This window comes from Myxococcus stipitatus DSM 14675 (genome assembly GCF_000331735.1).
GTDB lineage: Bacteria > Myxococcota > Myxococcia > Myxococcales > Myxococcaceae > Myxococcus > Myxococcus stipitatus.
The window spans coordinates 670,066-696,160 of sequence record NC_020126.1 but is presented as its reverse complement, the minus strand read 5'-3'; the positions used below and the strand labels follow the sequence as shown (position 1 = coordinate 696,160).

At 70.8% G+C, this 26,095-nt stretch carries 20 protein-coding genes; 7 read left to right on the top strand and 13 right to left on the bottom strand.

Annotated elements, in window-relative coordinates:
* Positions 1-12 precede the first annotated feature (12 nt).
* Positions 13-720, top strand: coding sequence for a response regulator transcription factor (locus tag MYSTI_RS02850; protein ID WP_015346187.1), 708 nt, complete (start codon positions 13-15; stop codon positions 718-720).
* Entirely contained in the window at positions 717-2,093 is a 1,377-nt protein-coding gene (locus MYSTI_RS02845; RefSeq protein ID WP_015346186.1) for a HAMP domain-containing sensor histidine kinase, read from the top strand. The genes MYSTI_RS02850 and MYSTI_RS02845 overlap by 4 nt, the downstream gene beginning before the upstream one ends.
* Before the next feature lie 2 nt (positions 2,094-2,095).
* Here the strand turns inward: MYSTI_RS02845 and MYSTI_RS02840 are convergent, their stop codons facing one another.
* The 6 genes from MYSTI_RS02840 to MYSTI_RS02815 are packed head-to-tail and all read right to left on the bottom strand — an operon-like array spanning position 2,096 to position 12,913.
* A complete protein-coding gene (locus MYSTI_RS02840; protein ID WP_015346185.1) occupies positions 2,096-2,803 on the bottom strand; it encodes a hypothetical protein in 708 nt (235 codons plus the stop codon).
* Positions 2,804-2,823: 20 nt separating this feature from the next.
* Positions 2,824-5,061, bottom strand: a complete 2,238-nt coding sequence (locus tag MYSTI_RS02835; protein WP_015346184.1) for a SpoIID/LytB domain-containing protein — start codon at positions 5,059-5,061, stop codon at positions 2,824-2,826.
* Positions 5,062-5,064: 3 nt separating this feature from the next.
* Positions 5,065-9,786: an alpha-2-macroglobulin family protein gene (locus tag MYSTI_RS02830; RefSeq protein ID WP_015346183.1), complete on the bottom strand. Its 4,722-nt coding sequence runs from the start codon at positions 9,784-9,786 to the stop codon at positions 5,065-5,067.
* A complete protein-coding gene (locus MYSTI_RS02825) occupies positions 9,783-11,396 on the bottom strand; it encodes a hypothetical protein (protein ID WP_015346182.1) in 1,614 nt (537 codons plus the stop codon). The genes MYSTI_RS02830 and MYSTI_RS02825 overlap by 4 nt, the downstream gene beginning before the upstream one ends.
* Entirely contained in the window at positions 11,393-11,983 is a 591-nt protein-coding gene (locus MYSTI_RS02820) for a DUF1175 family protein (protein ID WP_015346181.1), read from the bottom strand. The genes MYSTI_RS02825 and MYSTI_RS02820 overlap by 4 nt, the downstream gene beginning before the upstream one ends.
* Before the next feature lie 36 nt (positions 11,984-12,019).
* On the bottom strand, positions 12,020-12,913 hold the full coding sequence (locus MYSTI_RS02815) for a DUF2135 domain-containing protein (RefSeq protein ID WP_015346180.1): 894 nt from the start codon (positions 12,911-12,913) through the stop codon (positions 12,020-12,022).
* A 239-nt stretch (positions 12,914-13,152) separates the two neighbouring features.
* On the opposite strand from MYSTI_RS02815, the gene MYSTI_RS02810 reads away from it, so the two are divergent.
* Together MYSTI_RS02810 and MYSTI_RS02805 are read left to right on the top strand one after the other, a co-directional pair.
* On the top strand, positions 13,153-13,524 hold the full coding sequence (locus tag MYSTI_RS02810; RefSeq protein ID WP_015346179.1) for a VOC family protein: 372 nt from the start codon (positions 13,153-13,155) through the stop codon (positions 13,522-13,524).
* Positions 13,525-13,569: 45 nt separating this feature from the next.
* Positions 13,570-14,052, top strand: a complete 483-nt coding sequence (locus MYSTI_RS02805) for a GNAT family N-acetyltransferase (RefSeq protein WP_015346178.1) — start codon at positions 13,570-13,572, stop codon at positions 14,050-14,052.
* A gap of 14 nt (positions 14,053-14,066) precedes the next feature.
* On the opposite strand, the gene MYSTI_RS02800 is transcribed toward MYSTI_RS02805, so the two are convergent.
* Positions 14,067-15,458: a DUF1254 domain-containing protein gene (locus tag MYSTI_RS02800; RefSeq protein ID WP_015346177.1), complete on the bottom strand. Its 1,392-nt coding sequence runs from the start codon at positions 15,456-15,458 to the stop codon at positions 14,067-14,069.
* Between the two features lie 199 nt (positions 15,459-15,657).
* Between MYSTI_RS02800 and MYSTI_RS02795 the strand changes: the two genes are divergently transcribed.
* Entirely contained in the window at positions 15,658-16,020 is a 363-nt protein-coding gene (locus MYSTI_RS02795; protein WP_015346176.1) for a cupin domain-containing protein, read from the top strand.
* A gap of 4 nt (positions 16,021-16,024) precedes the next feature.
* Here the strand turns inward: MYSTI_RS02795 and MYSTI_RS02790 are convergent, their stop codons facing one another.
* Both MYSTI_RS02790 and MYSTI_RS02785 read right to left on the bottom strand, forming a co-directional pair.
* Entirely contained in the window at positions 16,025-17,635 is a 1,611-nt protein-coding gene (locus MYSTI_RS02790; protein ID WP_015346175.1) for a hypothetical protein, read from the bottom strand.
* A gap of 12 nt (positions 17,636-17,647) precedes the next feature.
* Complete coding sequence (locus MYSTI_RS02785; protein ID WP_144369970.1) at positions 17,648-18,229, bottom strand: DUF1579 domain-containing protein; 582 nt, start codon at positions 18,227-18,229, stop codon at positions 17,648-17,650.
* Positions 18,230-18,280: 51 nt separating this feature from the next.
* On the opposite strand from MYSTI_RS02785, the gene MYSTI_RS02780 reads away from it, so the two are divergent.
* Positions 18,281-19,315 (top strand): ATPase, T2SS/T4P/T4SS family, encoded by a 1,035-nt coding sequence (locus MYSTI_RS02780; RefSeq protein ID WP_015346173.1) that lies wholly within the window; start codon positions 18,281-18,283, stop codon positions 19,313-19,315.
* 179 nt (positions 19,316-19,494) lie between these two features.
* Positions 19,495-20,346, top strand: coding sequence for an energy transducer TonB family protein (locus MYSTI_RS44095; protein ID WP_015346172.1), 852 nt, complete (start codon positions 19,495-19,497; stop codon positions 20,344-20,346).
* Here MYSTI_RS44095 and MYSTI_RS02770 read toward each other — a convergent pair.
* The 4 genes from MYSTI_RS02770 to MYSTI_RS02755 form a co-directional block, all read right to left on the bottom strand.
* Complete coding sequence (locus MYSTI_RS02770) at positions 20,343-21,788, bottom strand: DUF4153 domain-containing protein (protein WP_044278456.1); 1,446 nt, start codon at positions 21,786-21,788, stop codon at positions 20,343-20,345. The two genes, MYSTI_RS44095 and MYSTI_RS02770, sit on opposite strands and share 4 nt — an antisense overlap.
* A gap of 218 nt (positions 21,789-22,006) precedes the next feature.
* A complete protein-coding gene (locus MYSTI_RS02765) occupies positions 22,007-22,414 on the bottom strand; it encodes an arsenate-mycothiol transferase ArsC (RefSeq protein WP_015346170.1) in 408 nt (135 codons plus the stop codon).
* A gap of 391 nt (positions 22,415-22,805) precedes the next feature.
* On the bottom strand, positions 22,806-23,669 hold the full coding sequence (locus tag MYSTI_RS02760) for a hypothetical protein (protein WP_015346169.1): 864 nt from the start codon (positions 23,667-23,669) through the stop codon (positions 22,806-22,808).
* A gap of 118 nt (positions 23,670-23,787) precedes the next feature.
* Positions 23,788-26,073 (bottom strand): PAS domain-containing sensor histidine kinase, encoded by a 2,286-nt coding sequence (locus tag MYSTI_RS02755; RefSeq protein ID WP_015346168.1) that lies wholly within the window; start codon positions 26,071-26,073, stop codon positions 23,788-23,790.
* Between the last annotated feature and the right edge of the window lie 22 nt (positions 26,074-26,095).

Genomic DNA, 26,095 nt, shown 5'->3' with positions numbered 1-26,095 from the left:
GCTGCAGGCACGATGAACTCGCCCCCCATCGACGTGCTCCTCATCGAGGACGACAGCCACCTCGCGCGGCTCACCGCCGAGTACCTGGAGCGCTTCGGCGTGCGGACCTGTGTCGCGCGCGACGGCGAGCTGGGCTTGCAGGAGGCCTCGCGGCGCTCGTTCGACGCCATCCTCATCGACATCATGCTGCCTCGGAAGGACGGGCTCACCGTGTGCAGGGAGCTGCGCGCGCGCTCGGCGGTACCCATCCTGATGCTCACCGCGCGGGGCGAGGAGGCGGACCGGGTGATGGGCCTGGAGCTGGGCGCGGATGACTACCTGGCCAAGCCCTTCTCCTCGCGCGAGCTGCTGGCGCGCATCCAGGCGCTGGTGCGCCGCAGCCGGGGACACCTGGGCCCTTCGCGGGAGGTGCTGCGCGTGGGAGAGCTCACGCTGGACCGCGCGGCCATGAAGGCCACGCTCAAGGGACAGGCCCTGCCGTTGACCCAGCATGAGTTCGCGTTGCTGCTGGGACTGGCGGAGCGCGCCGGACGGGTGCTCTCGCGCGAGCAACTCCTGGAGCTGGCGAAGCACGGGGGCGTGGACGGCCCCGTGGACCGCGCCATCGACGTGCACGTGTCGCGGCTGCGCCAGAAGCTGGGGGACGACGCGCGCAACCCACGGCTGCTCAAGACGGTGCGCGGCGTGGGCTACGTGCTGGAGCGAGGGGACGAGACATGAAGCCGCTCCAGTGGTTCCACCCGCGCCGGATGTTCTGGCGCATCTACCTCTACGGCCTGGTGATGCTGGTGGGCCTGGTCTCCGCCTTGATCCTCTCCGACAAGGTGATGGGGGAGACCCCCGGGGAGGCCATCGTCTCGGAGAACTACAAGCGGCTTCAGACACTGGCCCTCACGGGAGACCCGAAGCTCGGCCCCGTATTGGACGACCTCAAGAAGGAGAACGGGGCCATCGCCACGCTGTATGACATGGAGGGCAAGGTGAAGGTCTCCTCCGCGCAACCGCCCCTCGAACCCCTGGACGAGAAGGAGATGGGGCAGTTTCGGGGAGGGCGGTTCTGGTTCAAGCGGCCGGGGGGCACCGCCATGCTCGTGCCCTCCTGGAACGACAACCACGTGGTGGGCTACCTGCTCTACATCTCCGAGACGCCACGCAATTACTATTCACTGATGGGGGGCCTGCTGGCGCTCGCGCTGTTCGTGATGGCGGTGGTCGCGCTGCCCGCCGCGCGGCTGATTGCCTCCCCCTTGGAGCGACTGACGTCGGTGGTGGAGGAGTTCGGCCAGGGCCGCCTGTCCGCGCGCACCGGCCTCCAGGGCCGCAGTGAAGTGGCGACGCTGGGGCGCTCCTTCGACGAGATGGCCGCCAGGATGGAGGGCCTCATCCGAGGCCAGAAGGAGCTGCTCGCCAATGTCTCTCACGAGCTGCGCACGCCCCTGGCCCGGCTCGGTGTGACGCTGGACCTGGTCGAGGATGGGAACCCCGATGAGCTGGCGAAGCGACTGCCCGAGCTGCGGCGGGACATCGGCGAGCTCCAGCAGCTCGTGGATGGGGTGATGCAGATGGCGCGGCTGGACCTGGAGGTGAACCAGGCGGGTCAGCCGGGCCCTCGTGTTCAGCGAGCCGCCCTCCCGCTCCACGGCTTCCTGAACGACACCGCCGAGCGCTTCCAGCGCGGCGCGCCCGAGTGCCCGCTCCAGTTGGAGATACCGGAGGACCTGCCCTCGCTCGACGCCGACGCGGTGCTCGTGCGACGCGCGCTCCACAACCTGCTCGACAACGCGCGCAAGTACTCGGAGCCCGGCAGTCCCGTGACGCTCCGGGCCCTGGTGGATGCGGACTCCGTGAGGCTGGAGGTCGAGGACCGAGGCATCGGCATCAGCGCCACGGACCTGGCCCAGCTCTCCACGCCCTTCTTCCGGACCGACCGCAGCCGCGCGCGTGAGACAGGGGGACTGGGGCTCGGGCTCACGCTGGTGCGCCGCATCGTCGAAGCGCACGGAGGAACGCTGTCCTTCCACCACGCCGCCGAGCAGGGAACGCGCGCGACGCTCACGTTCCCCAAGCCCTCCAGCGTCCAGTCCGCGGCCTGACGTCAGAGGCCGCGCTTCTCCCGCAGTCGCCGCTCGACGTCGGGGAGGAAGGGGCTGGCCCCCGTCCGTGCGTGCGCCAGCGCCTTGTCGGTGTCCAGCATTCCTCGGTGGAGGACCTCGGGGATGAACGTCGCTTCGTGGAGCTCGATGTCCCCGACGTCGACGTCCGGCGTGAACTCCCGCCAGCCCTTGCCGCCCACGATGAGCGTGCGGAAGCCTTCGGGGACGGAGCGGGGGCTGCCCGCCTTCGCCCAGATGGACGTGTGTGAATCCAGCAGCACCGCTCGCGCGGTCAGCGTTCCACTCGTGCCGAGGTTCGCCTCCGAATCGCCGTTCGAGCCGACGATGACTCCAGACACCACCACATCCTGGTCCACCGCCACGCGGGCGCTGCCGCCATACTCGACATTGCGCGCGCGCAGACTCCCCGTCACGAGCAGCGAGCTGGTGGCGTAGTCATCCGTCCCGAAGCGGAGGTCTCCCGTCGTCACCAGGTCACCGAGGATGACCAGCAGCCAGGGCCCATCCCCCGTCTCCAGGTCATGCGTCACCTCGACGCTCCCCTCGATGAGCCGAGGCTGGGGCTCCGTGCTGACCAACGTGCGGTTGTCCATCAACCAGGCCAGCAGGTCATGTCCACGCAGGCGCTCCGCGAGCTCCTCGTAGGACACCTCGCGACCCATCGAATCCAACGTCCCCACATCCGCCATCCGTCGAACCTCCGTGCGCCCTACTCTACATCCCCGTCGCGAGGCTCCGGCCGCCCCCGTCCATACGCGCCCTCGAGAATCGCATCGCTGCGAAGCCCGCTGGCCTTCGCCGCCTCGACGTCCAAGCCCTCTCCATGGCCGCGCCCGCGTCCCTCGAAGACGAGCACCCCACCGTTGAACGAGGCCGTCCGAGGACACGACGCCAGCTTCAAGCCCGAGCGCAACAGCTCACACGGCAGCGAGCGCCCCTCCTCGTACGTCGCCGAGCCATCGCGCTCGGTGAGCAGGTATTGCACCCGCCCCGCCTCGAAGCGCAGGGACACCAGCCCCTTGCCGAGAATCCGCTCGACCTCGCCTCGGGTCCGCTCCTCCTTCCAGGGCTCCTGTCCTCCCTGCGAGAACAACAGCCACTCCTTCCACTTCAGCGCGGGCAGTCCCAGCGCCTTCGCGTCGTCGCGCTGCACGCGCACCGTGCCTCGGAAGGCCTGACAGTGCGTCGTGTCGCAGACGGCGCGCCCCGGGTGACGGCTGTGCCGCTCGTTGTGCGCCACCACTCGCGCCAACGCCAGACGCGCCTCGCCCTTCAGCGTCACGTCCTCCGCCGCCACCACGCCCGCCGTGTATTGCAGGCGCGTGGTGCGGAACACGAAGTCCGAGCCCCGCCGCGCCTTCATCGCGCTGCTCGACGTGGGCACGCCCGGAGGTGGCCGGTACGGGGGCGCGGGGGACCACGAGAAGACCCCCGCGTAGTCCCGCCCCTCCTCCGGTCCCTTCGGGAACCGAAGCCGCCAGGGCGCGCCCAGACACACCGCCGCGCCGCGCGCCGTGAGCCCCTCCAGCCGAGCCCACTCCACGGGCGCCGCCTTCGGCATCCCCTCCTCCACCGCGAAGCCCACGCCCGAGCACCGCGCCTCCACCTCGCGCGAGGACACGAGCCCCAGCACCTGCACCCGCGCGGCCTCCAGCCCCGCCTGCTTGCGCGCGCGGGCGAGGGCCTCCGGAATCTCCTCCGCGAACTGGCGCGGCATCTTCCCGGGGCGCACCGCCACCACAATCAAGTCCGCATCCACCGCCGCAATCCAGCCGTACTGGGGCCGGCTCGCCGCGTCCCGCACCGTGCCCGTCTTCGTCGACACGCCCGAGAGCGCCTTCGACGCGGGCAGCTCCGCCAGCGTGCCCCGCGCCGCGTTGTCCGCCAGCAGCGCGAGCACATCCGGCCGAGCCTCCGCCAGCAGCCGATACGCCTGCGCCATCCCCCACGGTGACAGCGCCAGCGTGGAGCGCAGCCCCACCACGTCCGCCATGTCCGCGGGCTTCCCCGTCAGCCCCAGCGCCGACAACACGGGCTCCCACGCACCGAAGCCTCGAGGCGCCGAGCCACTCGCCTCCCAGTCCAGGAAGTACCCGTTGCACGAGCGCAGCATCGCCGTGCGCGCATCCACCCGCTTCGGCAGGTCCGGCCCGCACGCCCACTCCTGCACCTCCGCGCGCGGAGGGAGCACCGGGTGCCCCACGCCCGCCGCGTACACGAAGGGCTTCAACACCGAGCCATACGGCAGCGCGCGCCGCACGTCGCCCTCCGACACCAGCACCTCTCCCGAGTGCCTGCTCACCACCACCGTGGCCGGCCCCGCCGCGCGCACCTGCACGTCCGCCAGCTCGTCGATGGACAGCGGCACCACCCACCGCGCGCCGTCGTGACACTGACGCAAACGGCGAGACAGCGCCTTGGGAAACCCCACCGACTCACTGAGCAGCCGCGCCAGTGCCCGCCGCGCCCGCGTCGAGTCCACCGCGGGCGCCGCCGCCAGCTCCGCCGCCGCGCGTGAGAGGGATTGATAGGCCCCCTCGCGCCACGCGGGCAATTCACCGCTCAGTGCCACCGCGAAGGCTTCATGGAACAGCCGGTCCTCGCTCGACTGGGGACAGGCCCACCACAGGAGCTGATGCGCCAGCTCGTGCCGCAGCGCCACGCGCAGCCGCTCATCCAGCACGCCGGGCGTGTTCTGCCTCAGCTCGACGAAGCCCGGACGGCCCTGCGCGTTGCGCTCGGGCGTCAGGGCCGCGCCCTTCTGGAGGACGATGGAGGCCGGGGCCTTCGCCGGCGCTCCACCCGCCTCCGCCACGTACACCGCCTCCAGTGCCGCCCAGCCGGCTTCCGCCTCGCGGCGAAGGTCCGGCTCGGGCGTCACGTCCCCTCGCGTGACGAAGGTGGGGGTGGCCGCCAGCAGCACGGCCACCATGGAGGCCCACCCCATGCGCTACAGGTCTCCCGTGCCCTTCTTCGACGGGACGACCTTCAGCGAGTCCCCCGCCGTGCGGCCATGGATGCTCGCGGCATACATGTCCTCGATGCGCGCGGGAGGCGCGGAGAACGTGCCCGGGAACTGCGCGCGCAGCACGTAGCCCACCGTGCGCGGGCTGTCGCTCCACGGCGCGGGCTCCTCGAAGAAGAACGTGGCCCGCTCCGGGTCCAGCACCCGACGCTTCAGCGCCTCGGGCGCCAGCGGCAGCGAGTGCGGCGGACCGCGGAACACCTTGTCCTCCTGGAGCGCCACGAAGCCCGCGGGCACCGAGTCCTCCACCACGTAGTACGCCGACCGCACGGAGTTGCCGCCGCGCGCGTCCATCGTCAGCTCCACGTAGACCTCCTCGCCCTGGGACACCGTGTCCCCCGCGCCCAGCTTCACCTTCCCGCCCTCACGCAGCACGTAGTAGGCGCGCTGCAAGGACATGCCCTCGGCCTGGACGCCCGCCGCCGCCACCGGAACTCGCGCGGTGGCCTGGAGCGTCGCCACGCCGTCGAAGCCGCCCACGTCCACCGTGCGCGTCCCCGGCGCCAGCATCGCGACGAGGCCCATGCCGCGAGGCGCGAACTTCACGTCGCCCTTCACACCCTTCACCTCGGGCGGCGTCATGCCCTTGAACGCCTTCACGTCGCGCTCGAGCAGCCACAGCGAGTGCAAGAGCGCCGTGCTCCGGTCGAACGTGGACAGGCCCGGCTCCGACAGGAGCTCCAGGATGCGCTTGCGCGCGCGGGTGATGTCCAGCGAGCCGAACGAGGCCGCATGCGCCGCAATCGCGGTCATGCCCACGCGCCGCAGCGGGAAGTGGAAGAACGCCTCCGACATCTCCATCTCCTGGCCCGGACGGTACGCGGCCAGCGTGGTGAAGCCCTCGGAGCTCTTCTTCACCAGCGCGTTGATGCGCGCCTGCAGCGCGGGCTCCTTGATGATGCCCGCCTTCTCCGCCGCGAGCACCGCCAGCGCCAGCGGGTACAGGTCTCCCGACTCGGACGCCTCCACCAGCGCACGCACGCGCGCCGCCTGCTTCGGCCCTTCCAGGCGCGCCAGCACGTACGCCCGCGTCGCCTCGTACTCGGGCGGCAGGCCGTCCTGCGCCTCCAGCCACCGCGCACTCTCCACGATGCGCGGGTCCGCGCGGTCCACCAGCCCCGCCTCGGACGCGTACGCCAGGCCGTCCAACGCGATGAGCGTCAAGGGCAGGCTGGGCGTGCTGTAGCCACCGAACCAGGTGAAGCCACCGCCCTTCACCGACAGGTTGAGGATGCGCGCCGTGCCCTGCACCGAGCGGCTGCGCGCCTCCTCCAGCAGCGCCTGCGTGTCCGGGTCCAGCTTCGCCAGCGCGTCGCCCTTCTGGAGCACCTGGTACACGGCCACGTTGGGCACCGTCGTCGACACGAGCTGCTCCAGGCAGCCGTACGGGTACGTGAGCAGCTCGCGCACGTTGGACAGGGACGCGTCGACGATGGACGGCTGGAGCACCAGCTCCACGCTCGTCAGCGTCGCCTCCTTCGCCGCGGGCACCTCCAGCGCGCCACCGCCCCAGGCGCTCACCTTGACGAAGTCCTCCACCGCCGCGGGCTCCACCTGGAACAGCTTGCGGTCCTTCAGCGGGTCCTTGCCGCCCGACACGTCCACCGCCAGCTGCGCGGAGCCCGTCGCCGTGGCCTTCAAGGTCAGCGGCACCACCTGCTCGCCGCCCTTCGCCAGCTCCACCTTGTGCTGCGACTGGTCCGCCTTCAGCGCGCCCAGGGACGCGAGCTTCACGTTCAGCACCTGGCTGGCGGGCGACTTCTCCCCCGCGGACAAGCGGACGGAGGCCAGCGCCTCGTCGCCCTCGCGCAGGAACTGCGGCAGCGCCGCGTACAGGTTCAGCCCGCCGCGCGTGGCGAACTCGGACGTGCCCTCGCCGAAGCGGCCGGACGTGTCCGCCGCCACCGCCGTCACCACCCACAGCGTCTGGTTGGACGGCAGCGTGAAGCGCACCGTGGCGCGGCCATCGCGGTCCGTCACCACCGTCGGGTCCCAGTGCGCGGTGTCCTTCTCCAGGTCCTTCGTCTGACGGCTGGGCGGCTTGATGGACGCGAACGCATGGTCCGGCAGGCCCGCCATCTTCCGCGCCAGCGCCTCGCCATAGCCGTAGCCCTGGAACTCCGCCGAGTAGAAGTTGGACACGTTGTTGCGCGCGGGCGGGTAGAAGAAGTCCAGCACCTTGGGACGGAACTCCGCCTGGATGGCGTAGACGGCCTTGTCCACCACGCCCACGGAGAGCTGGGCCACCACGCCCTTGCCCTCGTGGTCCGTGACGCGCACGTCGATGCTCTGCTCGGTGAGCGGCGTGGCCTCCGCGCGGACGGGCTGCAGCTCCACCGTGAGGGTGCGCTCGCGCGGAATCACGCGGAAGGACACCGTGCGCTCCTCCCACCGGCCCGTGGCCGTGGGGTACGCGACGGACGCGTACACCGCTCCGCCGAAGCGCTTCTCCACGCTGAAGCTGTGCACCAGCGTGCGGCCCTTCAGCTCCACCATCTGCGTGTCATGCAGGCGCCCGCCCGACAGCGTCACCCACACCGGGCCCGTGTCGCGGCCCCCGGAGCCCCAGCCGTCCGGCATCAGCGCCACCAGCCGCGCCGTGTCGCCCGGCTCCAGCGTGCCCGACAGCGAGGCCAGCGTGAGGTTCGGCACCTGCGCCACCGGCTCGTCCTCCCCGCCAATCACCAGCAGCGACTCCTCGCCCTGCCACGTCTCGCCGCGCTTGTCCTTCACGGTGACGCGCGCGAGCACCGCGCCCACGTCCGCCGTCGGCACCTTCTCGCGGTGCGTCCCGTCCGCCGCCGTCGTGAACGAGCGCTTGCCCAGGCTCTTCTCCGAGCCATCCGCGCGGCGCAGCACGAACTCCACCTCGCCCTGCGTGACGCCGTAGGCCTTGCCCGACAGCGTCGTCGCGCGCACGGCCAGCGTCGCCTCGCCGCCCTTCGCCACCACCGCGTCGGAGTAGCGCGCCAGGCCCAGCACCTCCACCTTCGACAGGAAGAAGGCGGAGGTGGAGTTGGCGAACGTCTCCTGGTCATCCCGCGCGCGCACGGTGAGCGAGTAGCGGTACGGCAGCCGGTCCTCACCGGCCTTCAGCTCCGGCACCGCGACCTCGATCTTCGCCTCGCCGCTCGCGTCGAACGCGGAGGCGGAGGCCCACGGGTCCTCGGCGGCGCCGCGCTCGGAGACGGAGGAGTACAGGCGCTCGGGCACGCTCAGCTTGCCCTCGTTGGTGGACTGCGTGCCGTATGTCACGTCGCTGCCCTGCCCACCCTTGCCGGAGTCATCCACCCACGCGGGCGCATCCAGCAGCGTGCGGTAGAGGAACACCTCGTACTTCGCGCCCGCGGGCACGCCGCCCGCGTAGCGGCGCGCGCGCACCGTCACGCGCAGACTCTGGCCGGGGACCACCGTCTCCGACTCGGGCTCCGCCTCCAGGTAGAACGTGGGCTTCACGTAGTCCTGCACGCGCGCCTCGCCCTGGTGCGGCTGTCCGTCCAGCTCCGCCTCCACGCGCATCACGCCCGTGCCCAGGTCCTCCGGCACCTTGAGCGTGCCGTGGAACGCGCCGAACTCATCCACCGCCACGCGCGTGGTGAGGGCCCGGCCCTCCTGCGAGATGAGCTTCACCGTCACGTCGCGCTTCTTCGGCGTGAACAGGCGCGCCAGGTACGTGTCCGGCTGGCGCAGCACGCCGCGGAACTTCACCTCGTGGCCCGGCTTGTAGATGGGCCGGTCGCTGTAGATGAACACGTCCGGCGCCACCGCCAGCGTGGAGTAGAAGTCCGTGTCGACGATGGCCGTGTCACCGCCCACCGACGCGGTGGCGATGATGCGCGGCTCCGTCACGGACAGGCGCACCTCGCCCTTGTTGTCCGTCGTCCCCGCGGGGCCCTTGCCCTTGGGCAGGTACACCTGCACCTGCGCGCCGACGGCGGGCTTCTGGTCCCGGCCCGCCACGCGCACCAGCACCTCGCCGTCCGTCTGCTTCAGCTGCACCGTCAGGTCACTGACGACCAGCACCACCTGGCCCTCCACCAACCCCTGCACCAACTGGAGCACGTACGTGCCCGCGGGCAGCGGCGCGAGCACCACGCGGCGCTCCTGGAAGCCATAGCCGCCCCCACCGGTGTCGAAGCCCGGCACGTTGAAGTCGCGCTCGGCGCCGCCCAGGTCCAGGTTCAGCCACTGGCTGCGCGCCACGGTGAAGCCCGCCGGCACGCCGACGAGCTTCTTCGGCCCCTCGGACACCTTGGCCAGCGGCTCGCTGGAGCCCGGCAGGTTCGGCGCCTGCGGCAGCACGTCGCCCACGGTGTCGCGGAAGCCGGTGTTGAGCGCGCCCAGCAGCCACTTGCCCGGCGAGTTCACCGCGTTGACGCCCCGGCTGAGCGCGCGGCCCGGGTTGTTCATCGTCGGCGGCGTCTGGTACGCGCGGCGCAGGTCGCCCTGCGCGCGGATGAACGCCTCCAGGTTGTCGGGCTTGAGGACGCGGAGCTCCACCGGCCCCTTGTCCTCGAACGCCACGTCCACCGCCACCGGCTCACCGCTGACGTACGAGCGCGGCACCGTGATGTAGAGCGGCTTGGCCAGGGCCATGCCGGACAGCGCCACCGCCGCCAGTACCGCGAGTCGAGCTACCGTCCTCATGACCCGAAACCTCCAGGAACCAACGAATCGCCCCGCACGGTGCCGCGCAGGCCCAGGTACGGCAGCGACTCCAGGTCGCGCCGCGCCGCTTCGATTTCAGGGGGCACCGTCTTGGGCATCGGCGCGTTGCGCCCCACCCGGGCCTCGGACAGGTAACCGTCCATCGTCAGGCCGCTGAGCATCCGCCCCAGATTCACCCCCACCACCACCGAGCCGGGCTCACGCAGCCCCGCCACCACCGGCCCCGCCGCGTTGAGCAGGCTGGGCTTCTTGCCTTCACACGCCGCGCGCAGCGTGGACAGCTCCGCCTCGCTCGACGCCAGCACCACGTGCTTGCACACCGTCGCGGACACCACCTGCCGCGAGCCCCCCGCGAAGAGGACCTGGAGCGACGTCGCGTCCTCCTGCCGTCCCCACACCAGCGCCACGTCCTGCGGCAGCGCCGAGTCCCCGCGCGGCGTCCACACCACCGCCACCTGCCGCGTGCGCGTCGGGCCCTTGCCGCCCGACTCCCAGAACGCCTTCAGCGTCTCGGTGTTCAGCACCTCCGGCAGCTTCAGCTGCACGGCGAACAGCACCGGCGTCTCCTCCGGCACCAGCTTGAGCAGGTCGTCGGACAGCGGCGCGGTGTCCAGGTGCGCGACGCCTTCCTTCAGCTCCCCCGCGATGCCCTTGCCCACCAGCCGGTCCCCCTCCACGCCGAACTGCAGGCGCGTGAGCGGCCCCATCCCCAGCACGTGCCCCAACAGCTGCGATTCGCGGCCGAGCAGGTCCGCGTAGAGCCCCACCTCCACGTCCACGCCGTCCTCGGGCTCGAGCTTCGGCGACTCCATGCACAGGCCCTGGAGCACCGCGACGGGGTGGCGCGCCAGCACCACGCGGTCCGCCGACTTGCCCGCCCACAGCGTCTGCTCCGCCACCAGCCAGCGCTTCACCTCGAAGCCCTCCGCCACCGACGGGGGCGAGCCCCCCGGGCAGGTCTTCGCCACCAACGTGCCGCGCCTGGCCACCGCGTCCAGCACGTTGAAGGCCGTGAGCATCGACTCCTTCGCCTCCGGCACGATGAACGCCGGCGTGCTCGCGCGCGCATCACCCGCGAACCACATCACGCGGAACGGCGCGTTCCCCAGCTTGCCCACGAGCAGGTCCAACACGGCGCCGTTGAAGCCGCCCTTCAGGTCCTCGCCCGTGGAGCCCAGGAACGCGGCCCAGCCGCCCACGAAGCCCTTGCCCAGCGGCTGCGAGAGCTGCGAGCGCAGCCACGTGTTGCGCGCCATCGCGTCGCGCACCTTCGCGGGGTGGAGCACGTCCACCCAGAAGGCCTCCGGCGCGGCGTTGTCCGGCACCGTCATGTCCGCCGTGGTCGGCTCGGGCAGACCTTCCACCTGCGCCTCGCCCTCGGACTTGCCGCCCGCGACCAGCGGCGTGTGCGTGCCATCACCGGAGTCGGACGACCCCGAGCGACGGCCGAGCAGGAACGCGCCCACGGCGATGACGGCGACCACCGCGACGACGATGCCCACGAGCAGCCCCTTCTTGGGACCGCCTCGCTGGGGAGGGGGGCTCGCCGCGGGGGGCGGGCCCGGGGGAGGGCTCGACGGAGATGTCATGGCATCCACTCCTTGAAACGATAGAAGCCGAGGAACGCGCTGTTCGCGGGCACCGGGCGCCACTCTCGAGGCGCCTCGTCGGCGAGGTTGTGGAGGAGCCCGGTGCGCACCGCGGCGCCCTTCTCCCCCGGGTGATAGACGACACGCGCGGGTGCATGCGCCCGGTCCTCCGGGCGAACCACCAGCATGAGATGGAAGATGGGGCCGGAGTCCTGCTCCCGGCGGAAGGCCAGCACGTCTCCGGTGCGCACGCGCTCCCGCGTGGCCTCGTCCCGGCCCAACGGCACCAGGCTGTGCTGCAGGAGCGACTCCGCATCCGCGAAGTCAGAGGGCTTGCCGTGCGCGTCCTGCCACAGCGGTGAAGCCAGACGCTCCGGCGCGATGTTCTTGTAGGCGGTCCGGAACACGAAGCGGATGAGGCCCGCGCAGTCGCGCTGGTCCGGATGCCACGCGGCGTCCTGCTTGCGCACCTGCGCGAGCGCCAGCTGCGCCACCTGCCGACGCAGCAGCACGTCGCGCGACTCCGGCGCGGGCGCGGCTGGGGCGGTGGCCTCCAGGAGCAAGAGCAGGGACAGGGCGGCGAGCATGGCGTGGGGACCCGGGCGCGAGCGGTGCGAGGCGCGTCAGTACTCGCCGCCGCCGTCGCCGTTGGACTGGAGCTCCTTGAGGGCCGCGTCCAGGTTGTTGGGCCAGCCCGCGCGCGTGGGCTTCGGGTCCTGCGAGGGCACGTAGACCTCCGCCTGACCGTCTCCCAGCACGTTCACCCACGCGAGGACACGCGTGGTCCCCGGCGTCGCCAGGGGGATGCGCACCATGCGGCGGACCTCGTTCGGGGTGCCCTCGAAGAGCGCGAGGTTGAGCGTGGCCAGGGTGTGGGCCTTGTCGCCGCTGGGCCAGTAGTTGGTCGCCACCAGGTAGACGCCCTTGGGGGGCGCGCGGTGGATGTAGAGGTACGGGCCATACGCGGGCTGGTCGAAGTCACCGCCCTGCGAGTTGAGGAAGAACGTGCCGCCCGACGGGCTGGACGTCTCCGCCCAGTACACGTGCGCCATGGAGGAGATCTGCAGCGCGGAGTCCTTCACGCTCGTGTCGGTGGGCTCGTAGACGTGCAGGTCCGTGTACACGCCGTCCGTGTCGCTGGTGAGGATGACCTTGAAGGGGACGGGCGGAATCTGCGCGTAGCTGGTGGCCTGCGCGCGCGCGGTGCCGGCCTGGTTGGTGGCCATCACCGTGACGATGTTCTTGCCGCTGCCCGCGGGGAACTTGCGGCTGAAGCGCCCGTTGAAGGTGCGCATCAGGTAGCGGTCGCCGTTGATGGAGACAACCACCGGGTCGATGGTGTTGTCGCTGAGGGTGCCCTCGACGAGCAGCATCCGGTCCACCGTCCAGCCTCCGGTGGGGGCACTGAGCTTCACGGTGGGCAGCGTCTTGCCCTTCCCGATGGGGACGCCCTGCTGGCGCGGGTTGGCGGCAGGCGGCGTCTGCGACAGCAGCAGGGCAAGGATGACGGAAAGCATCGCGCTTCCTTGAAGGAGAAAGGGGTCCAGCTCGGGGGCCGGAGTGGGCCAGACTGCGCCCGATACACCTTCCTTTTCAAGTCGCCTGCCAATCGTCAATAGGAGCGGAACCCCGCGAAATCACGGCCGGGTGAGGGGCCCTCCGTGGGCCGTGAGCCACGTCGTGGAAGGCAGGGCGAGGGCGGACTGCCGCGATTAGAGTCCCGCCAGACTCGGGATTCGAGACAGGGGGGCAGGACATGATTCAAGGGATTGATCACATCCAGCTCGCGATGCCTCGGGGCGAGGAGCCTCGGGCGCGGGCGTTCTACGGCGGCTTGCTGGGGCTGCGCGAGGTCCCCAAGCCGCCCGAGCTGGCGAAGCGAGGCGGGCTCTGGTTCGAGCTGGCCGATGGGCGCGCCCTCCATCTGGGCGTGGAGGAGCCCTTTCTCCCGGCGAAGAAGGCGCATCCCGGCTTTCGGGCCACGGAGCTGGAGGCGCTGGGGGCGCGGCTGCATGGCGCGGATTGCGTGGTGACCTGGGACTCCTCGGTGCCTGGGGTTCGTCGGTTCCACAGCGCGGACCCGTTCGGGAACCGGTTGGAGTTCCAAGAGCAGACGGCCGGGCGGTAGTGGTGGCGGCCGTCGCCCGCCGGGCGGGTTCAGTATGCTCCCGCCATGCACATCCGGAGAGCCGAGGCGGGTGACACCGCGGGAATCGCGGCCATCATCGTCCCCACCATTCGCGAAGGCACGACGTACGCGCTCGACGCGGCCATGAGCGAAGCGGATGCGTTGGCCTATTGGATGGCGCCGGACAAGGAGACGTTCGTCGCGGAGGAGGACGGCGTCATCCTCGGCACCTACTTCCTCCGCGCGAACCAGGCGGGTGGCGGCAAGCACGTCTGCAACTGTGGCTACATGACGAGCCGGGCCGCCACGGGCCGAGGCATCGCGCGCCTCATGTGCGCGCACTCGCTGGAGCACGCGCGCTCACGGGGCTATCGCGCGATGCAGTTCAACTTCGTCGTCAGCACGAACGAGCGGGCGGTGAAGCTCTGGCAGGCGATGGGCTTCACCATCGTCGGGCGGCTCCCGCTCGCGTTCCATCATCCGACCGCGGGCGACGTGGATGCACTCGTGATGCATCAGCCTCTCTGAGGCGGGGCGCGACGTCAGGCTTCCGTGACGTCCTCGAGCTTCCAGGAGCCATCGAGGCTCGCGGCCTCGGGGCCGTAGATTCGGAAGTAGAGGAAGAAGCCTGTCCCGGGGGCGGTCTGTATCCACTGCTGCTCCTGGCCGGCGGGAGGGGTGGGGCCGAAGCGGAGCTCGAGGGAGCCGTCCGGGCCGGGCTGGAAGCGCGTCTGGAGGGAGCCGAGCACGGCCTTGTCCTGGGGCGTCTGCACCTGCGAGCGCGTCCTGGCGTCGTAGGCGGTGACGGACCAGAACATCTTCGCGGGGACGGGCTGGGGGACGACGAGCTTGTAGTTCTTGCCGCCATCCAGGTAGGCGCCGCGCCGGTCGCGTGCGGCGAGGAAGTAGATGGAGCCGACGCCCGCCTGCCGTCGGAACATGGCGGGGGAGGCGACGATGGCCTGGACGAACCAGCGGTCGCGGGCTTGGAGGTCCAGGTACTCGGGCGTCTCGAAGTTGGCGTCGTCGACGATGAGGCCAATCCACTCCCAGCGACGGTCCTCCCAGACGACGCGGTCGGGGCGCTGGCTGGCGAAGCCCTCCACGCGCATCTGTTCGAGGGCGAAGCCCGCGGCGCGCTCCAGGACGGTGCGCATGCGCTCGTCGGGGGCGAAGGGCTTTCCCTTGGAGATGCCGAGCGCCGCGAGGGCGCCGTACATGGGGCGGAACTCCTCGAGCGCGGGCTCGGCGTTGATGATGGAATGGAGTCGCCGCCAATACTCGAGATTGCCCTCCCAGCGCAGCGGGGTGGCATCGAGCGCGAGGGGGGTGCCGTCGACGTAGGGGAGCACGGCGGCGGGGTTCGAGAGCGGGTGGACCTTCACCTGGCGGAGCGCGGCCAGGGCGCCGGCGACGTCTCCGTCGATGGGGAGCGCGCGGATGGCGATGAGGACCTTGTACGTCTGGGCGCGGGCGACGTGGTGGCCGGGAGGCGTGGCGCCCGAGAAGCCGGGAGGGAGGACGAGGTACTTGCCGCCCTTGCCTGCATCGGGACCGGGGATGCCCATGTCGACGACCCAGCGCTGGTGGTGGTCATTGACGAGGGCGATGTAGGGGCCGGGCGGGAGGTCGATGACGACGGGGCCCATGGCCTTCAGGTCGAGCGCACCGGAGACATAGGGCGTGTCGGAGTTCGCGGTGAAGGCGAGGTGGCGAGGCCCCGCGGCGAGCACCATGAGGGCCTTGCCGTCCTCGAGGCCGGCCTCGCGGTTGCCGTTGAAGATGCCCTCCATGGAGACGGAGGGATAGAAGAAGCGGTAGGTCTCGACGGCGCGTTGGAAGTCCTGCTCGTCGTAGATGCTCCGAGCGGTATCGGGCGTGGGGAAGGAGTGCTCGAAGGCGTGCTGAGCGGAGGTCGGAATCTGAAGGGCCATGGGGTTTCCTCTCCCCGGGCAAGGTGGAGACGGCGCCCCGTGGTGTGCAAGACAGGGGAGACATCGAGCAGGCGGAGGACCGCACGACCGCGCACCGATGCTCCCGGCTGCACACGCGGGGAAACCGTGGGTGTGCTCGCACCGCGTGCGGTAACCTGCTTCGCCGAGGCACTTCCCCGCAGTCTCCCAGAGCCATTCCATGCCGACCCTGATTCCCACTCCCATGCGTGTGACGGCCGTGGGCAACAAGCCCAAGCTCATCCATGAGTACGTCGGAAAGGCCACCACCAAGACCTCCGACGTCAGCGTCGCGCACATGACCAGCCCCGGCGGCTGGCTGGAGCCCGGCCAGACTCCCGAGTTCAAGGAGATCACCCTCGTCCTCTCGGGCGTCCTCCGCGTCGAACACAAGAGCGGCTTCCTCGACGTCCACGGCGGACAGTCCGTCATCTGCGAGCCCGGCGAGTGGGTCCGCTACAGCACCCCCGAACCCGAGGGCGCCGAGTACGTCGCCATCTGCCTCCCCGCCTTCTCCCCCAGCACCGTCCACCGCGACGAGTAACCCCTCAGCTCGCGTTCACCACCGTCACGAAATACTCGCGCAGCGCGCGGAACAGCCGCTGCGTCACCCGCTCGTACCAGGCCTGGTCCTCGTCGGACTCGAAGAACTCGTCGTTCCACGAGCCCATCCCGCCAAAGACATCCGCCACCGAGCACGCCACCAACCCCCTCAATCGCTCCTCCGATGAGGGGAACACCTGGAACAACGCCAGCAACCCCATGCGGCGCTCGAACACCTCCCACGCCCGCTCCCCCAGCTCCGCCCCGCGCAACACCTCGCGCACCGCCGCCATTCTCTCCGGCGTCGCCTCGCGAAGCTGAAAGCCCGTCCCCTCCAGCACGACGCGCGCCAACCGGAACGCCTCCGCGAACAGCGAGCCCTTCCGCTGCGCGAAGTCCTCCGCCTCCCGCAAGCCCTGCAACAGCTCCGCGCGCGTGTCCGTCGTCCCTCGCGGCGACAACAGCGGCGACCGCGCCACCTTCAGCGCGTTGAACACATACACCTGATAGCCCGAGTGATTCGGCACCAGCCGCAGCCGCTCCCGCTCCGGAATCAACCCCGGGTCCTTCGCCCGCTCCTCCTTCGTCGGCCCCGCCGCGCTCACCCGCTCCCGCAACCCCTCCGGGACCACCAGCTCCGCGCCATGCGCCTTGCAGCACATCTGGAGCTCCTCCATCAGGTTCCCCGTGGGAATCCCCTGCAACGCCGGCCCCTCCGCCGTCCGCAGGAACTCCCGCAGCGACTCGGCCGTGTACGGCGGGGACTCCTCCCCCTGGAACCGGTTGAGGGTCTCCGCCGCGCGCCTCCAGAGGTCCGCCGCGAAGGGCTGCGCCTCCACCAGCGTCACGAAGTCCCGCCCGAAGTCCTCCCCCGACAGGTACACCCGCTCGTCCGACGGAACGAACTCCGCCAGCCGCTCCGGCGCCAGCAGGCTCCGCTCGAAGTCGTCCGGGTCCAACGTCTGGAAGAAGGGGCGGAAGTCCTCCGCAATCACCACCTCCCGGCCACCGCGCAGCACCGCGGCCTGGAGCTCCCGCAGCAAGTCACTCCCCACCAGGTCGAACACCGCCGCGCCCTCGCGCGAGCCCAGGTACGTCCCCACCTGCCCCGGAGAGACCGCGGGGCGCTGGTTCATCAGATTGGAGTCCGTGATGATATGTGAGAGCGCCTCCATCACCCGCTCCGCGCCCGGCTGCGCCCGCGCGAAGTCCACGAACTGCCGCGACGTGATGAGCGACGAGCCGCTGAACCCCACCTCCAGCTGATACAGGCCCGCGCCGCGCTGCGTGCGCACGTCCAGCACCAGCGCCTCCGAGTTCGCGAAGGCCGCGGACACGAAGTCCGGCAGCTCCCCAGGGCCCATGCCCCCCAGGTCCATGGCGCGGACACTCACCAGCCCCTCGCCATCCAACACCTCGCGCCACGACTCGAGCGACAGCTCCTGCCCCTCCCGCGTCCGCGCGCCCACCGAGAACGTCCCCGGGACCTCCAGCAGCCGCAGCGTCCACCCCGACCCCAGCTCCGTCTCCACCCGCGTCAGCACGTCCAACCACCGCTCCCGCTCCACGCGGAGCAACGAGACGGTCAACGCCAGCACCAGGTCATCCAGCTTCATGTGAATCCCCGGCTACGCCTCTCGGCGCCGCGTCAGGCGAGTCTCCACCGCGCGGTCCTCATGACCCTCGGGCGAGATGTTGAACGACTCGAGCACCAGCGTGTCCGCGTCCGGCTGATGAATCACCGTGCGCCAGCCCCACCGCTGCGAAGACGTGACGCCCTGCTCGTCACACGTCCCCGCCGCGTAGCTGCCCAGCACGGACACGCGCCCATCCTCCCGAGGCGTCCCCGTGGAGACCATCATGTTCGCGCTCATGTGGAAGCTGTCCACCCACGCCACGGTGAACTGCTTCTCCATCCCGTCGAAGCCCACGATGAGCTGCCCCGCATGCGGCTGCCCCATGGCCGTGGAGTGATAGTCCCAGCGCACGAAGCGACCGCCGAGCAGCGCCTCGACACACGCCTGGGTGCGCGACTCCTCGGGAGCACCGGACGGGTCGAACCACGTCCGCGTGGGCCCCTCCCAGCGCCCCACCCACCGGTTCAGCAGACGATGCTCGGCCCCAGAATCGAACGCCGCCGTGGGCGCGTTCGTCGCGTTCCAGTCCTGGCTCATCATCACTTCGTAGCCCCGAGCCCCCTCCCCTGTCACCCCCAAGCCACGTGACGCGTGTCATCATCCGCCCGCAGAGGAGCCCCCATCGTGAGCATCCGCGCCACCACCCCCGCCGAGCTGATTTCCGGCCTGCTCGAACACTTCTCCACCGAGGGAATCCCGGTGCCCGCGCCGCCCCCTCCACCCGCGTCGCCCCTCGAGGCCGCGGCCGCCCTCTTCTCCCTCGCCGCGCAGACGCACGCGAACCTGTTCTCCGTGTGGTCGGACGTCGAAGTCGAGGAGACCGTCTCGGGCACCTCGTTCTTCCTCCTCCGGCCCGATGCCCCCGAGCACTCGGGCCTGTTGGGACAGGACAAGCAGGCCGTGCGTCAGCCCCTCACCCCGGAGCTGTTCGCGGTGATGCGCCAGGCCCTCGCCACCTTCACCCAACGAGGCCACGACGCGCGCCGCCCCGCGCGAGGCACCGTGACGTCGCTCCCCGAGGTCCACTTCTGGGTGACCTTCGAGGAGCGCCCCGGCAGCACCACCCTCGCCGCCCATGCGCGCGATGCGAAGCTCCGCGCCGCGCAGCCTCCGTTCTCCGCGCTGGAGAACCTGGGCGCGCCCGAGGCCGCGTTCCTCACCGAGCAGTTCCTGCGGCTCGACACCCTGTTCCAGGGTCGGCCCGTCGTGTTCTCGGGTGAGCGAGGCTCCGGGCGGAGCACCTCGCTCCACGCGGCGCTGGAGGCGCTCCCGGACTTCACGAACACGCTGGCCGCGCTCGACCTTCCGCGCGCGGTGGACACGAGGTTCGGCACCGTGCGGGTGGGCGACGGCACGACGCTGGCCCAGGCCCTGCGCGCGTTCCTCCGGCAGGACCCGGACGTGGTGGTGGCGGACGAGCCTCGCACCGCCGAGGACCTCCAGCTGCTCCTCCGCTCCAACCTCACCGGCCATGCGACGGTGTTCACGCTCGAGGCCTCGAACCCCGAGGCCGCGCTCGCGAAGCTGCGCGAGGCCCTGCCCGAAGCTCCCGTGGCGCCGCTCATCGTCCATCACACGCGAGATGGGTCCACCGGAAAGACCGAACGCTCGCTCCACGCCGTCACGCAGGAGGGCACCGTGCAGGCGTGGAGTTCTTGAGCACGAGCGCGCCACACGCGATGCTCCCCACTCAACACCCGTCTCGTGAACTGAACATCGCCGTACGGCACCCGGGGGATATGAACCCTTCCCGGATGTCGTTACCGCCACTAACACCTTCACGGGTGGGTGGTGCGTCCCGCGAGGCCAGTATCACGACGGGTGCATGGGGGTGGTGCATGACTGACGCACGTCCGAAGGACGACTCCGCCGAACCGGGTTGCTTCAACTCCATCCTCCGCGCGCGTGCCCATGAAGCCAGGGACCTGACGCGCACCTGCGGCGTCGTCCCGCTCATCGTCATCGTCCATGTCCTCCTGCTCATCGGCCTGAACGCCTGCTGGCAGGGAGCCTCTCACTCCACCCGCGACACCCCTCGTGAGACGGCCCTCGTCCTCCGCTTGCTCGCCTCCGCGCCCCCGCCCCCCGCGCCCGCCGGCACCGCCACCGCCTCCGCGCCTCAGCGCGCCAAGGCCCGAAAAGCGCGGCCCTTCCCGAATCCCCGCCTCACCCAGCTCCCCCCCACGACCTCCTTCCCGGACGAGGACCCTCCAGGCGCCACCGAGCTCGAAGAGCCCTCCTCCGAGACCCCAGACGGAGCGGCGGACGGCGTGACAGGCGGCGTGAAGGGCGGTGTCACGGGCGGCGTCATCGGTGGACTGCTGAGCAACGTGCTCGCCGCCAGCAGCGCGGGCCTCCTCCCCGTCGTCATGCCCGCCCCTTCGTCGGATGAGCCCACCGACGACGAGAAGGACTACCTGCGGAGGATGTTCCGAGACCGCTTCGAGGACCTGCCCTATCCCGAAGCGGCTGAAGCGGCCGGCATCGAAGGAATCGTCCCCCTGCGCATCACCGTGGGCGCCCGAGGCCAGTTGCTCGGGCTGTCCATGGCGGGGGCCTGTCCCCACGCGCTCCTCTGCGACGCCGCGATGAAGGCCGTGCGCGAGGAGGCCCCCTTCCCGCCTCCCCCGCGCGCGCTCGGCTCCCGCGTCTCCGTGGTGCTGCCCTTCCGCTATCGCATCATCCACTAGTCCCGCGCCGGGGAGGGCAACACCCCTCCGAAGACCGCGCAGGCCCGAGCACGGGACACGCTCCACTCCGGCCACGTCAGCTCCGGACAGGCCTCCACCGGGAGCGCGTCCGCCAGGTGGGGGGTCCCCGCGTACAGCCGCATCACCTCCGGCACGGCATCCGCGGACAGCGTGCGCAGCAAGGCCGTGTCCACCGGCCCCTTCGGCACCTGGCTGTAGCGCACGATGAGCGCGTCGGGGTTGATGACATTCACACCCATCACCGCCACCAGCGCCGCGGCGTGCGCGCCCACGGCGAAGCGCTCCGGCCTCCACCACAGCGTCACGCCCCGCCACACCAGCACCCCGCCCAGCAACACCATGAAGACATGCGAGAAGATGCGCAGCCGCGTGTAGCCAAAGACATCCTCGTACATCACCAGTCGCTTCATCGCCGAGGCGACGATGACCAGCGTCAGCAGCACCATGACGGAGGTCCCCACCTGGAAGAGCAGCCGCGCCGTGGGCGACTCGCGCCGGGCCCAGCGGGCAAGTCCCATCACCAGGCCCAGCGTCATCACGGTGACGGCGAGCAGCTCGAAGAAGCCCCGCCGCGCGTACTCCGAATACGAGTACCCCGGAGCGGGTGACGTCGCATCCCCGATGAACAGGTACTGCACCTGGAAGCTCGCGAAGGCGAGGAACAGCGCGTTGACCGTGAGGATGAGCACCAGCGCCTCGGTGAAGCCCAGCCAACGCTCGGAGGGCGCCTCCTCCGCGTCACCCGCCTCCCCCGACGAGCGCCTCCGCAGCGCGTGTCCCAGCAGGCCCGCCGCGGCGACCGCGCAGAGCAGCCCCCCCAGCACGTTCCGCAGCGACTCCGCCACGAAGTCCCCCAGGTCCACGTCGAACACCCGCTCCAGCGCGGCGGCGAAGGCCACGTCCGCGCCCCCGAGCAGCAGTCCGAACACCATCAACACCGGCAGCGCGAAGAGCAGGCCCCGCAGCACGGGCATCAGCAAGGGCAGCCGCTTCCTCGGCGAGGCCAGGTCCATGGCCTCTCGCGCCAGCACGCGCGGATAGGCCAGCCCCCGCCCCACGGAGGACAACACCACGGCGGGATAGCCTCCCATCCCCAGCCGCTGCACCCGCCCACCGCCCCAGAAGTGCATCAGCAACAACATCAACCACGAGGCCGTCAGCACGTTCAGCGTCCGCAGCCACGGGCTGTCGCGCACCGCCACGAAGCCCGCGATGACCAGCACCGGCCCCAGGAGCCAGGCATTGGGCCGAGCCCGCTCCCAGGCCTCGTGCCCGCCCAGCGCCACCAGCGCGCCCAGCGTGGCCAGGATGACCAGGGGAAAGGACACGCCCCAGCTCGCGCGGTCCAACAACACCTGTGCCAGGACGCCCACCGCCGCCGTGGCCACCAGCATCCGCCGCGGGGCCTGGATGAAAGCCACGGGCCGGGCCGGGAACGCGAAATCGGGGCTGGGCGAAGACGGGGCTCGCGGCTCCCCGTGCGGGACAGTGGGTACTGGGTTCATTGCGGCGCACCTCGTTCGGACGACAGCTCGATTCGTCCGCAAGATGCGCCTTCACGACGCGGCGGGGGGCCGGATGAAGGCGAGCGGTCGGCGCACCTCCCTGGCTGGTCCCCCCTGGAGGCCAGACGGCGCCTCTACCCGGCGCGCATCCACCCCTCGCGCTCCAGCAGCCCCGCGACGCGCGCGGCCACCTCGTCGCGGATGCGGTGCACCAGCGCCTCCGGTTTCCCCTGCGGGTCGTCCAGGGGCCAATCCTCACGCTTGAGGCCCGCCACGCTCGGGCACGCCTCGCCGCAGCCCAAGGTGATGAGCCATTGCGCGTCGCGCGCCATGTCCTCGGTGAGCCGCTGGGGTTTGACGTCGTTCAACTCCAACCCCATCTCACGCATCGCCGCCAGCACTTCCGGGTGCACACGCTCGCCGGGCTCGGTCCCCGCGGAGATGGCACACGCCTTCTGAGGGTCCGCCAGCACGTTGAAGAACGCCGCCGCCATTTGCGAGCGGCCCGCGTTGCGTACGCAGGCGAAGATGACCTTGTTCATCGGTACGACTCCTCCCATTCCTTCGTCAGGTCGCGCCCCTCCCCCTGCGCGACCGCTTATCGGCGCCCCCTCACGAGGCGCCCCGCGCGACGCTGACACATCCCGTGAAGGGATGCTCGCAAAGAGAGCGAAAACGCCTCAGCCTGTCTGTATGGGTCGGGCAGCCCACATCCTCCTGCCCGGGGGTATATGGGCACCCCGGCGCTGATGCGGGCGGTGTGGGTCCCCCGCTGCGCGCCCGAGGGCCCGGCGGGTCCGCCAGCGGACATGTCTGTGATTCCTGGGGAGGGAGCGTCAAGGACCCCGGGGCGGGGATTCCGAGCTCACCGGTGAGGCAGCCCCTGGCACGGTGCGCCAGGGGCCGTCCTCGAAGCGACACGACGCGGCGTCGTCAGTCCGCGGACTCGGGGGTGTCCTCGAGCTCCGGCATGACCATGCCCGAATCACTCAGCAAGAGGGCATCCAGGGCGGCGTTCTCCATCCCCTTGACGCGCTCCCCGTGCTTCTTGAGCAGCGCCATGTTGGCGGCCGCGGCCTTCTTGGACGCCTCCGACAGGGCGCCTTCCTCGCCGGTGTCGCCGCCCGACATGGCGTCGATGTTCTCCTGCAGGCCCGCGCGCATGGTGGTGTATCCCTCGCGCTCCTCGGCCGGCAGGTTGGCGTTCTCCAGCTTCTTGTCCAGGTCCTTGATTTGCTTCTCCATCATCTCCACGGCCTTCGCGCGGCCCTGGTTCACCTGCGCGTTGATGTCCGCCGCCATCGACGCATAGACAGTCTGGGTGATGGCCTGGAACTCGTTGGGCGACATCTTGTGCTTCGTCAGGCCGTCGATGAACGCGGTGCGCACCTCCACCGTCAGGCCCGTGATGAGGTTGACGGCCTCCATGGTGCTGCTGAGGTCCGCCTTCGCCTTGCCGTCGCTGCCGTCGCCGCGGCCGTACTTCTCCTGGAAGGCCTTGCCCTTCTCCTCGTGGAGCTTGTACGCGGGAATCACCGCCTCGCGCACCGAGAGGTAGGTCGCCAGCCGCGCCTCCTCGAGCTCCAGCACCTCGTTGTCGGCGGGCGCCTTGAAGGGGTAGGCCTTGTTCAGCTCGGCCATCTGCCCCGACTGCTTCTCGACCGCCTGGGCCGCCTCGATGGCGCCGCTGTCCTTCACCTTGCCGAACAGATAGGCCCCGCCCGCGAACACCGCGATGAGACTGCCCAGGATGATGACGCCACAGCCGATGCCCAGCCCAATGAGGACCTTCTTCATTCACCCCTCCGAGGGAAGTAAGTCACGACCCCCGTGCTAGCCGGGCCCGCCCACGGGAGCAAGTGGACCTTGCGCGCTTCCCGCGTCACCGGGAATCCCGGAAACCGAGCGTCCCGCTCTACGGCCAGGGGTCAAGCCCACGAGCCCCCGGCATGCCGAGCGCCTGGACCATGAGCCTGCGAGGCAGGCGCACCACGAAGAGGGTGCCTTCCTTCTCGTCGGAGCGGACGCGCAGCCGCCCGCCGTGCGCGTCCACGATGTGCTTCACGATGAAGAGCCCCAGCCCCAGGCCGCGCCCTTCCTTGGGGTCCCTGCGCTCGGCGCGCTTCATGGGCTCGAAGAGGCGGGGCAGCAGCTCCGCGGGGATGGGGACGCCCATGTTGTGCACGCTGAGCGTCACCGCGTCGTGGGTGCCGTGCGTGCGCACCAGCACCGGGCACTCGCTGGGGCTGTAGCTCAGGGCGTTGTTGACGAGGTTGGTGAGGACCTGCGCCAGCCGGTCCGGGTCCCACACGCCCGCGCCATCGCCGCTGAACTCGAACTCCAGGCTGCGCTCGGGGTGGGCCAGCCGCACCTCGTCCAGCACCTGACGCGTCAGCTCGTGCAGGTCCAGGGGCTGGGGCTGCATGGGGATGCCGCCGCCCAGCCGGGCCTGGGTGAAGTCCAGCACGTCGCGGAGCATCCGCGTGGCCCGCTCCGCGCTGGAGAGGATGCGGTCGATGACCTTGCGCTGGCGCTCATCCAGGTACTCGCGCCGCAGCAGCGTGGTGGAGGCCATGGTGATGGCGGACAGGGGGTTGCGCAGGTCATGGCCCACGATGCCAATCAGCAACTGCTCGAACTCCGCGCGCCGGCGGGCCTCCTCCTCCGCGGCCCTCCGCTCGGTGACGTCGTGCATGGCGCCCACCATGCGCAGCGCCGTGCCCGTGTCGTCGCGCACCACGTGGCCCCGGTCCTCGATGACGGCCCACGAGCCGTCCCCACGCCGGAAGCGGTACTCGTCATGCCACTGGCGGTCCCCCGACGTGATGATGCGCTCCATCTCCTGGCCGACCCGCTCGCGGTCCTCGGGGTGGATGGAGCGCGTCCACCAGTCGATGTCCATCTCCGGCGCATCCCGGGGCAGCCGGAACTGCCGGGCCGCCAGCTCGCTCCACTCGATGTGGCCGGTGGCCAGCTCCCAGTCGTAGATGACGTCGCGCGTGGCCTGCGTGGCCAGCCGGTAGCGCATCTCCGACTGGCGCAGCACCTCCTCGGCGCGGCGGCGCTCGGTGATGTCCAGCGACACGCCCGACACGCTGACCACCCGCCCCGTCGCGTCCACCTCCGGGGAGGCGTAGACCATGAACCAGGCGCCATCCAGCTCCAGCTCCGTGGAGAACGACTCCCCGGACAGCGCGCGGCGCGTGGTCTCACGCAGGTGCGGATGCGTCGGGTACATCTCGCGGAGGTCCCGCCCGAGGAAGTCCGCGGGCTGCTTGCCCATGGCGCGCATGCCTCGGCCTTCGACCAGGGTGACGCGGCCCTCCGCGTCCGTCGTCCACAGCACCACGGGCAGCGCGGTGATGATTCGCCGCAGGCGCTCACGGGCCTCGTCCCGCTCGCGTTGCACGCCCCGGGCCTGCGTCACGTCGGACGAGATGCCGCACACGGCCCGCGCGTGGCCCCCATCTCCCAACAGCGGGAACTTGAGCGACTGGAAGATGCGCCACTCGCCCTTCCACCACACGCGCTCGTCGGACTCCAGCGGCTGCCCCGACAGGAGGACCCGCCGGTCATTGACGACGAACACCTCCGCCATCTCCCGGGGATACAGGTCCAGGTCCGTGCGGCCCATCACCTCCGCCCGCGTCATCCCGATGACGTCCTCGTGGGCGCGGTTGACGAAGACATACCGGCCCAGCTCGTCCTTCACGTAGATGGCGGCCGGGGCGTGGTCCAGGATGTCCTGCATCTGCGCCTCGGTGGCGCGCAGCGTCTGCTCCCGCACCCGCGCATGCCTCGCCACCGCGTCGGCGATGCACACGTCGACGGCCCGGTTGAGCGTGCGCACCTGCGCGATGTCCAGCACCCACCCCGACTCCTCGAGCACCTCGAAGAGCACGTCGCGCAAGAGGCCGTACTCGCGCACCACCGCCGCGATGTCCGCGCCCTCCGGGTGGGCTCTCGTGCCGCGCGGGCTCGCCCCGGGGACCTCCTCCCACTCGGGCACCGCGGTCAGCAGGCGCAAGAGGTCCATCACCGCGTCCACCCACTCCAGCGAGCGGCTCGCCTGCTCGTTCCGTCCCAGCAGGCCGTTGCCTCGCCCCCTCCCCGCCTTCGCCTCCCAGCGCCGGGCGATGTCCTCCCGGCGCGCGGTGAGCAGGTCCGACAGGGGACCTGGGAGCGTGGAGCAGGGATTCATGCGAGGCACCTCCCTGCCCGGG